The organism is Halorubrum sp. Ea1 (assembly GCF_002252965.1).
In the GTDB taxonomy this organism is placed as follows: Archaea; Halobacteriota; Halobacteria; order Halobacteriales; family Haloferacaceae; genus Halorubrum.
Map to the genome: position 1 here is coordinate 3,456 of NZ_NHPG01000011.1, position 7,748 is coordinate 11,203.

6 protein-coding genes are annotated in these 7,748 nt (G+C 71.2%); 4 read left to right on the forward strand and 2 right to left on the reverse strand.

Annotated features, from left to right (window positions below; translation table 11 throughout):
• On the reverse strand, positions 1–781 hold a 781-nt coding region (locus DJ73_RS01515), incomplete at its 3' end, for an amidohydrolase family protein (RefSeq protein ID WP_254921559.1).
• A gap of 128 nt (positions 782–909) precedes the next feature.
• Between DJ73_RS01515 and DJ73_RS01520 the strand changes: the two genes are divergently transcribed.
• Both DJ73_RS01520 and DJ73_RS01525 read left to right on the forward strand, forming a co-directional pair.
• Positions 910–1,713 (forward strand): PHP domain-containing protein, encoded by an 804-nt coding sequence (locus tag DJ73_RS01520; protein ID WP_254921560.1) that lies wholly within the window; start codon positions 910–912, stop codon positions 1,711–1,713.
• Between the two features lie 49 nt (positions 1,714–1,762).
• The gene (locus DJ73_RS01525) at positions 1,763–2,107 is read left to right on the forward strand and encodes a dihydroneopterin aldolase family protein (protein WP_094527615.1); all 345 of its coding nucleotides are present in this window, start codon (positions 1,763–1,765) and stop codon (positions 2,105–2,107) included.
• 37 nt (positions 2,108–2,144) lie between these two features.
• On the opposite strand, the gene DJ73_RS01530 is transcribed toward DJ73_RS01525, so the two are convergent.
• On the reverse strand, positions 2,145–3,776 hold the full coding sequence (locus tag DJ73_RS01530) for a GTPBP1 family GTP-binding protein (protein ID WP_094557108.1): 1,632 nt from the start codon (positions 3,774–3,776) through the stop codon (positions 2,145–2,147).
• Between the two features lie 138 nt (positions 3,777–3,914).
• Here DJ73_RS01530 and DJ73_RS01535 point away from each other — a divergent pair, with 138 nt between their 5' ends.
• Together DJ73_RS01535 and DJ73_RS01540 are read left to right on the forward strand one after the other, a co-directional pair.
• The gene (locus tag DJ73_RS01535) at positions 3,915–7,247 is read left to right on the forward strand and encodes a PAS domain-containing protein (RefSeq protein WP_094557109.1); all 3,333 of its coding nucleotides are present in this window, start codon (positions 3,915–3,917) and stop codon (positions 7,245–7,247) included.
• A gap of 188 nt (positions 7,248–7,435) precedes the next feature.
• A partial coding sequence (locus tag DJ73_RS01540; RefSeq protein ID WP_141212882.1) for a hypothetical protein occupies positions 7,436–7,748 on the forward strand: 313 nt, incomplete at its 3' end.

A 7,748-nucleotide genomic window follows, 5' to 3' on the forward strand; every position in this document is an offset into this window, starting at 1 on the left:
CGTCGAGGTGGACGCCGTGCGCGAAGAAGTCGTCCGGGCCGAGCGCGTCGAGGTCGGCCGCGTACGCGACCGGGCGCTCCCCGCGCTCGTCGACGATCGGGTCGACCTCGTCGACCGTCTCGTTCGCGTGGAGGTGCACCGGGACACCGGCCTCGCGCGCCGCCGCGACCCCCTCGCGCAGGAGCTCCTCGCCGACCGTCGTCAGCGAGTGCGGCATGAACGCGGTCCGGATCCGCCCGTCGGCGGCGCCGTCGAGCTCGCGGGCGACCGCGATGCTCTCCTCGACGTCGGCGCGGGCGTCGGCCTCCCCCTTGCCGACCGTCACGACGCCGTGCCCGAGCCGCGCGCGCAGGCCGGCGCGGTCGACGACCTCGGCCACCCGGTCCATCGCGAAGTACATGTCCGCGAACGCGGTCGTCCCCGAGCGGATCATCTCCAGCGCGCCGAGCGCGGCGCCGGCCTCGATGTCGTCGTCGTTCAGTTCGGCCTCGGCCGGCCAGATATCCTCTCGGAGCCACGCGTCGAGCGGCTTGTCGTCGGCGTACCCGCGGAGCAGCGTCATCGCGGCGTGCGTGTGCGCGTTAACGAGGCCGGGGATCACGAGCGACCCCGTCGCGTCGAGGGTCTCGTCGGGCGTCGCCGGGGCCCCTCCCTCGCCGTCCGCGGTCTCCTCCCCTACCGCGAGGATCGTCCTCGCGTCGCGGTCGATCGTCACGTCGGCCTCGGTCACGGCGCCGTCCGGGCGGAGGACGCGGCCGCCCGTCACGCGAAGCGCGTTCATACGGACCGATTTCGACCCTCGAACCAAACGGCTTCGGTTCGGGAACGACCGGGTGGACGAGGGCCGGCCGTCTCTCCCGGCTCCACGCTCGCGACGGGCTTACGCCGCTCCGGCCCTTCCCTTCAGGAGTGACCGCCGATGTCCACGCGCACACGTCCTACTCCGACGGGTCCGGGATCCCGCTCATGGTCGACGCTGCCGAGGCGGCGGGGCTCGACGCCGTCGGGTTCGCCGACCACTGCAGCCTGAGCGAGGCGTGGCGCGACGAGCGCCTCTTGTGGAACCGGAACTTCGACCGCACGCACGAGCGCCGGCGGGAGGCGCTCGCGGTCGCCGCCGACCGGACCGATCTGACCCTCTACGACGCGGTCGAGATGGACTACGAGCCCGAGTTAGCGCCCGCGATCGGCGACTTCCTCGCCGCGGCCGACTTCGACTACGCGATCGGCAGCGTCCACTACGTCGCCGGGAAGCAGGCGTTCCCGTTCGAGTCGTTCGACGACGCGAGCGACGCCGAGCGCCGCGCGTTCGTCGACGATTACTACGACGCCATCGTCTCGCTCGTCGGGTCGGGACTGTTCGACGTGCTCGCGCACGTCGACCTCGTGGAGAACCACCCCGCGCTCAGCGGGCTCACGACGGCCGCCCACCGGGACCGGGTCGCGGCCGCCTGCGCCGACTCCCGGACCGTTCCCGAGATCAACGCCGGCAGGGCCGGCGACCGCGGCGAGTTCGACCTGTTTCATCCGACCGATCCGTTCGCGGAGGCGTTCCGCGACCGCGGCGTCCGGTTCGTCGTGGGGACCGACTCGCACGACCCCGAGGACTTCGCCGACCGGGTCCCGCGGCTGGAGCGCTACCTCGACGAGACGGGGATCGAGCCGCTTCCCGTCGAGTCGCTCTTGGGAGATCCGCCGACGGCCACCGAGTAACGCCGCCACCCTCCGAAGCCTCTTAGGCCGCTGCCGCCGCAGTACGGACATGGCAAGCGACGCCCAGCAGGCGTGTTTCGAGGCCGGGATCAAGTTCGGCTCGCTGTACCACCAGTTCGCCGGGACGCCGGTCAGCCCGTCGAGCACGCGGAGCTTGGAGGCCGCGATGGCCGAGTCGATCGAGAACCAGCCGTTCTGCGAGTCGGTGACCGTCGACATCCACGACGACCGCGTCGCCGACGCGATCGACCACGAGAACGGCTACACGGAGCTCACCGGCTCGCTGATGGACGTCGAGATGCGGATCGAACACGAGGGCGTGACGGTTCGCACTCAGATGACGATGGCCGACGGCTACCCGCTGATGGAACTCGTCTCCGTCGAGGGGGACTGAACCGCCCGGCCGACGACCGCACCCCCCGCCGACCGACTCACTCCGCCGAGTCCACGCCCCGAATCGTCCCGACGCCCTTGCTCGACCCCTCGCGGAAGACGAACCGCTGGCCCTCCTCCACGAGGTAGGGCCGGAACTTGAACCGGACCCGCGTCTGTCCGGTGTCGCCGGGCAGGAGCCGGCCGCCCTCGGGCGCGAAGACGGCGGCCTCGGAGACGGTCTCCACGTGGACGACCGGCTCGTACCCCTCCTGGATTCTGGTCGGGTGGTTCAGCACCATCACCTCGGCCTCGAACTCGCGGACGGGGTCGGGGTCGCTCTCGCGCGGCACCAGGGCCATCCCGCGCTCGATCTCCGCCTCGTCGACCCCCTTCAGCGCGATGCCGACGATCCGGCCGGCGCTCGCCTTGTCGACCCGGTGGTAGTGCATCTCGATCGAGCGCGCCTCCACCTCGCGGAAGGAGCCGTCGGCCATCGGGCCGAGGAGGAGCTCGTCGCCGGCCTCGACGGTGCCGGAGTTGACCGTGCCGGACGCGACGGCGCCGACGCCGGTCACCTTGTAGCTCCGGTCGACGTACATCCGGAACTCCGCGCGCTCCGGGGTCGCCCGCTTCGGAAGCGTCTCGAACAGTCGGTCGAGCGTTCCGAGCCCGTCCTTCGTCACCGCGCTGGTCCGGAGGAGCGGCACGACGCCGTCGCCGACCTCCGCGACCGCCGCGTCGATCCCGTGGCGGTCCACGAGGAGGGGGGTCTGCCCGGCGTCCCGTAGCATCGACTCGGCCTCGCGCTCGACCTCGGCGACCAGGTCGTCGCTCACGGCGTCCGCCTTCGTGATCGCGACGATCGTCGGCAGCTCGGTCGCCAGCAGGATGCCGAGGTGCTCGCGGGTCGTCTTCGTCGGCCCGTCGTCGGCGGCGACGACGAGGAGCCCGTAGTCGAGCTTCTGGCCGACGAGCCCGCGGATCGTCGTCCGCAGCCACGGCTCGTGGCCGACCGTGTCGACGAAGGAGACGAGTCGGTCGGCCTCCTCGACGATCCGCGCGCGGTCGGACTTGCGGTGCGGGTTATCCATCCGGACCGGCTCGCCGCCCGCCTCCTCGAAGCCGTAGACGGCGTACGACAGGTCGGCGGAGAGCCCCCGCTCGACCTCGTGGGGCTGGACGTCGAGGAAGCCGCGCGTCCCGCCCTGGCCGTCGTCGGCCCGCCCGGTCACGAGGGTGCCGACGAGCGTCGACTTCCCGTGGTCGACGTGGCCGGCCGTGCCGACCACGAGGTGGTCGTCGTCCGTCTCGAACATCCCGCCGTCGCGGAGGGTCGCGAGACCGACGAGTCCCTCCGAACCGCCGTTGCCGGCCGAGCCGGCGCTCCACGTCTCCACGTCGGCGATGTGGGCGTCCGCCTCGTCGGCCAACAGCGAGAGGACGTCCATCGTCTCGGAGAAGGTCTCGGGCGCGATCCCGGCCAGCCCGCCGTCGTCGGTGACGCCGAGGACGTACGTCGCCTCGCCGTCGCCCGAGAGCACTCGGTGGCGGAGCTGGGCCACGAGCGACTCCATGCGTCCCTCCGCCAAGTGGACCTCGCGTGTCAGCCGCTCTTTGAACTCGATCGCGCCGCCGTCGCGCTCGCCGCGCTCGATGGCCCGCCGTAACGCGGACCGGTCAGCGCTCATACACGCTCATAGGCGACAGCCGGGCTTAACGGTTTTCGTGCGATCCGTCCCCACGTCACGTGATCGCTCCCGAGCGCTCGGGAGCGCTCCCGAGCCGATACACTCAGGTCAGTTCGGAATACTGATTTACGTAACAAGATGAGTTTGGATCGCATCTCGGCCGACTCTGGGGCCGACCCGTTCCTGGCGCGGCTGGCGATAAAAGCTCCCTCTCCGATCCTCGCGGCGGAGGCCGACAGCGGCACGGTCGTCGCGGTCAACGAGGCTGCGACCGAGCTGTTCGGTCGCGACCGCTCGTCGCTCGTCGGCATGCACCAGACCGAGCTTCACCCGCCGGAGGCCGAGCAGAACGTGCGCGAGGGGTTTCAGGCGGTCCGAGACGCGGGACGGGAACGCGCTTCCGGCGAGGCGGCGGAGCCGGTCACGATCCTGCGTGCGGACGGGTCGACGGTGCCCGTCGACGTGCGGTCGACGCCGTTCACGCACGCCGGCACGGAGTACGTGCTCGGCATCTTCACGGACGCGAGCGAGCGGGTGGCGCACCTCACCCGGGTCGAACGGCAGGCGACCGCGATGGACCTCACGACATCCGGCATCGCGCTGCTGGACGCGGACGGCACGTACACGTACCTCAACGACGCCCACGTCACGATGTTCGGCTACGACGACGCCGACGAGCTGCTCGGCGGGACGTGGCGACAGATCTACGCGGACGATGTCATCGAGCGGATCGAACGCGAGGTCCTCCCGGTCGTCGCGGAGACGGGATCGTGGGACGGGGAGCTGGTCGGCGTCAAGCGGGACGGCACGCCGATCACGCAACGCGTGTCGCTCGCGCAGCTCCCCGACGGCGGGATCACCTGTGTCAACCTCGACCTCACCGAGCAGGAGCGCCGGCTCCGCCGCCTCGGTGAGACGCGGTCGCTCGCCGAGACGCTGATGACCGCGGACGAGTACGAGGACGTGATCGACACCGCGATCGAGGGGATCGCGGAGATCATCGACCGACCGTTCTCCGGCTACTGGGCGGACGGCGCCGCCGAGACGGACTCCGCCGGGCCGAGCGCCCCCGACGACGCCCTCGTCCCGGTGTCCGTCTCCGACGAGGGGGCGTCGATCGTCGACGACGTGCCGCGATTCCGCCCGGACGAGTCGCTCGCGTGGGACGCGTTCGACGCCGGGACGCCGGCGTACTATCCGGACGTCGCCGCGGAGCGCGGGGTCCATAACTCGGCGACGCCGATCAGCACGGAGTTCATCGTCCCCGTCGGCGACGACGGCGTGTTCATCGTCGGGGCGCGGGAGTCGGACGCCCTCGACGAGGACGAGCGCGAGCTCATCCTGATCGTCACGCAGTACCTCCGGACGGCGATCGAACTCGTCGCGCAGCGCCGACAGCTGCGCGCCGCACGCGACCGCATCGAGGCCGAGCGCAACCAGCTCGAACGCGTCATCAACACGGTCCCGCAGCTGATATTCGCGAAGAACACCGACGGCGAGTTCCTACTCGCGAACGAGGCGGTCGCCGAGGCGTACGGCACCACGGTCTCGGACCTGATCGGATCGACCGACGCCGACTACGCGACCGACCCGGACGAGGCGGACGCGTTCGCCGACGACGACAGGCGGGTGATCGAGACCGGCGAGCCGCTCCATCGCACCGAGGAGGCCCTGACCGACGCCGCGGGCAACGAACGCGTGTTGGAGACGTGGAAGATCCCGTTCTCTCCGGTCGACGGCGAGGGAGACGCGGTGCTCGGCGTCGCCAACGACATCACCGACCTCACCGACGCGCGCGACGAGCTCGACCGTCAGCGCCGGCTGACGAACCTCTACGCCGTGAGCAACCGCGTGTTCCAGGCGACGGACCCGCAGGACGCGTTCGACGCCTGCGTCGAGGCGGTCGCCGACGTGGTGACGGCGGACGAGCTAGCGATATACGACCGCGACACCTCGGAGGGGGAGCTGGTGCGGCTGGCGACCGCGGGCGACGAGGCCGCCCCGCCCAGTCGCCGACGCATCGAGCCGGGCGAGACGGACCTCTGGCGAGCGTTCAGCGAGCCCGAGACGTGCTGGCTCCCGGCCGACGCCGTCGTCGACTCGGCCGACGCGGCCGGGAAGCAGGCGCTCGCCACGCAGCTCGGTGACACGAGCCTGCTGAGCGTGGTCGTCGACGAGCGGAACGAGTCGCTGGAGTCGTTCATCCGGGCGGTGAGCCAGCAGGTCTCGGCCGCGCTCACCCAGCTCCGCCAGGAGACGTCGATAGCGGGCCTCTCGAACGACGTCGCCAGCACCCGGCGACAGGCGAACCGGCACAGGGACCTGCGGGAGGGCGTCGTCGACGCCGTCGAGACCATCGCGACGGCGGAGACGCCGGCTGCGGTGCGCGAAGCGATCGTCGACGTCGGCGGTCGGGTGGCGGAGTACGCGTTCGTCGGCACGTACGACCCGGCCGCAAAGCGGGTCGACCCGGTCGAGGTGACCGAGCCGGGCGGACCCGCGAAGCTGTACGAGACCGACGAGCAGTCGTTCCCCGCGGTCGTCGCCGCCACGCGCGACGAGCGGCAGCACGCCGTGGACGGGCAGGCGACCGCGGCCGGTCACGGCGAGTGGATCAACCGGCTGCTCCACTTCGGCTACCGGGAGTCGTTCGCGGTTCCGGTGAGCCACTACGGGACCGTCCACGCCGTCGCCGAGTTCATCAGCACGGACGCCGAGTGCTTCGCCGAGCCGGAGCGGCGGGCGCTCGGCGCGGTCGCGGACGCCGCCGGGATGCGCCTGTCGACGCTCGAGTCCGCCACCGCGTCGAACGCGCCTATCGCCTTCGCCCTGGAGTGCCGGCGGCCGTCGCCGCTCTTCCCCGGCCTCCCGGCGGACGGCTCGATCGCCGTCGAGCACGTCGCGATGACCGGCGGCGAGAGCTTTCACCTGACCGGCCGCGTCGACGGCTACACCGAAACGGCGTTCCGCGACTACGTCGCGGCGACGCCGGGCATCGAACTCGACGGCGTCGACTCCGTCGACCGCGACACCCACGAGGTCGCCGTGCGGATGCGGGACACGCCGGACCGCTCGCTGGCCGCCGTCCGCGACGTGCTCGCCGGGACGGACACGCGGCTGCGCGGCGTCCGTTCCCGCCCGGACGCCGACGTCTTGGCGTTTCGGACGACGGATCCGACGGTGATCGGGCGGGTCCGGGCGGCGCTGGTTCCCGTCTCCGACTCGTGTCGGCTCGTCTCGAAGCGGCACGTCTCCGAGCCGTCCGGGGGCCCCGACGGGTCGACCGGGGAGCCGGACCTGACCACCCGCCAGCGAGAGATCGCGGAGACGGCGCTCCGAGAGGGGTACTACGACGATCCGCGCCGCATCAGCGGCACCGACCTCGCTGACCGATTCGACGTGTCCTCGTCGACGCTCCACCAGCACCTCCGCGCCGCGGAGTCGAAGATCATGCGCGGCTTCTTCGAGTGACGGCCGCCAGCCGACCGCGGCAACTCACACGGACATATTCGGTATCACACCGGCCTGCCACATATCTTCGGACGTAGAACTATCGGCGATACTACGACAATAGCAGGTATGAACCCCGCTCGAAACGGCGCGGTGCGAACTCCTGTGGCGCCCCTCACACGGGCAGTGTCGACCGGGGGTGAGGATCGGTGAGCGCCGACGGATCCGAGCTGCCGACGCTGGTGTACGAGTACCTGAACCGCTCTACTGACCCCCTCGCGAGCGCGGCGGGCGACGACCGGTCGTCGTGGGTCCACCCCTCCGTCTCCGTCAACGAACGGGGGGACGACCTGGTCGAGAGGCTGCTCGCCGCCGAGCGACGCCCCGGAGAGGTGTTCGAAGCCGTGTTGAACCCCTCTCCGGAGACGGTCACGCCGGCCTTTATCGCCGACACCGCCGTTCAGTACGACGACGTCGTCGGCTTCGCGGCGCCGAGCTCCCAGCTGTACGACGACCCTGTCT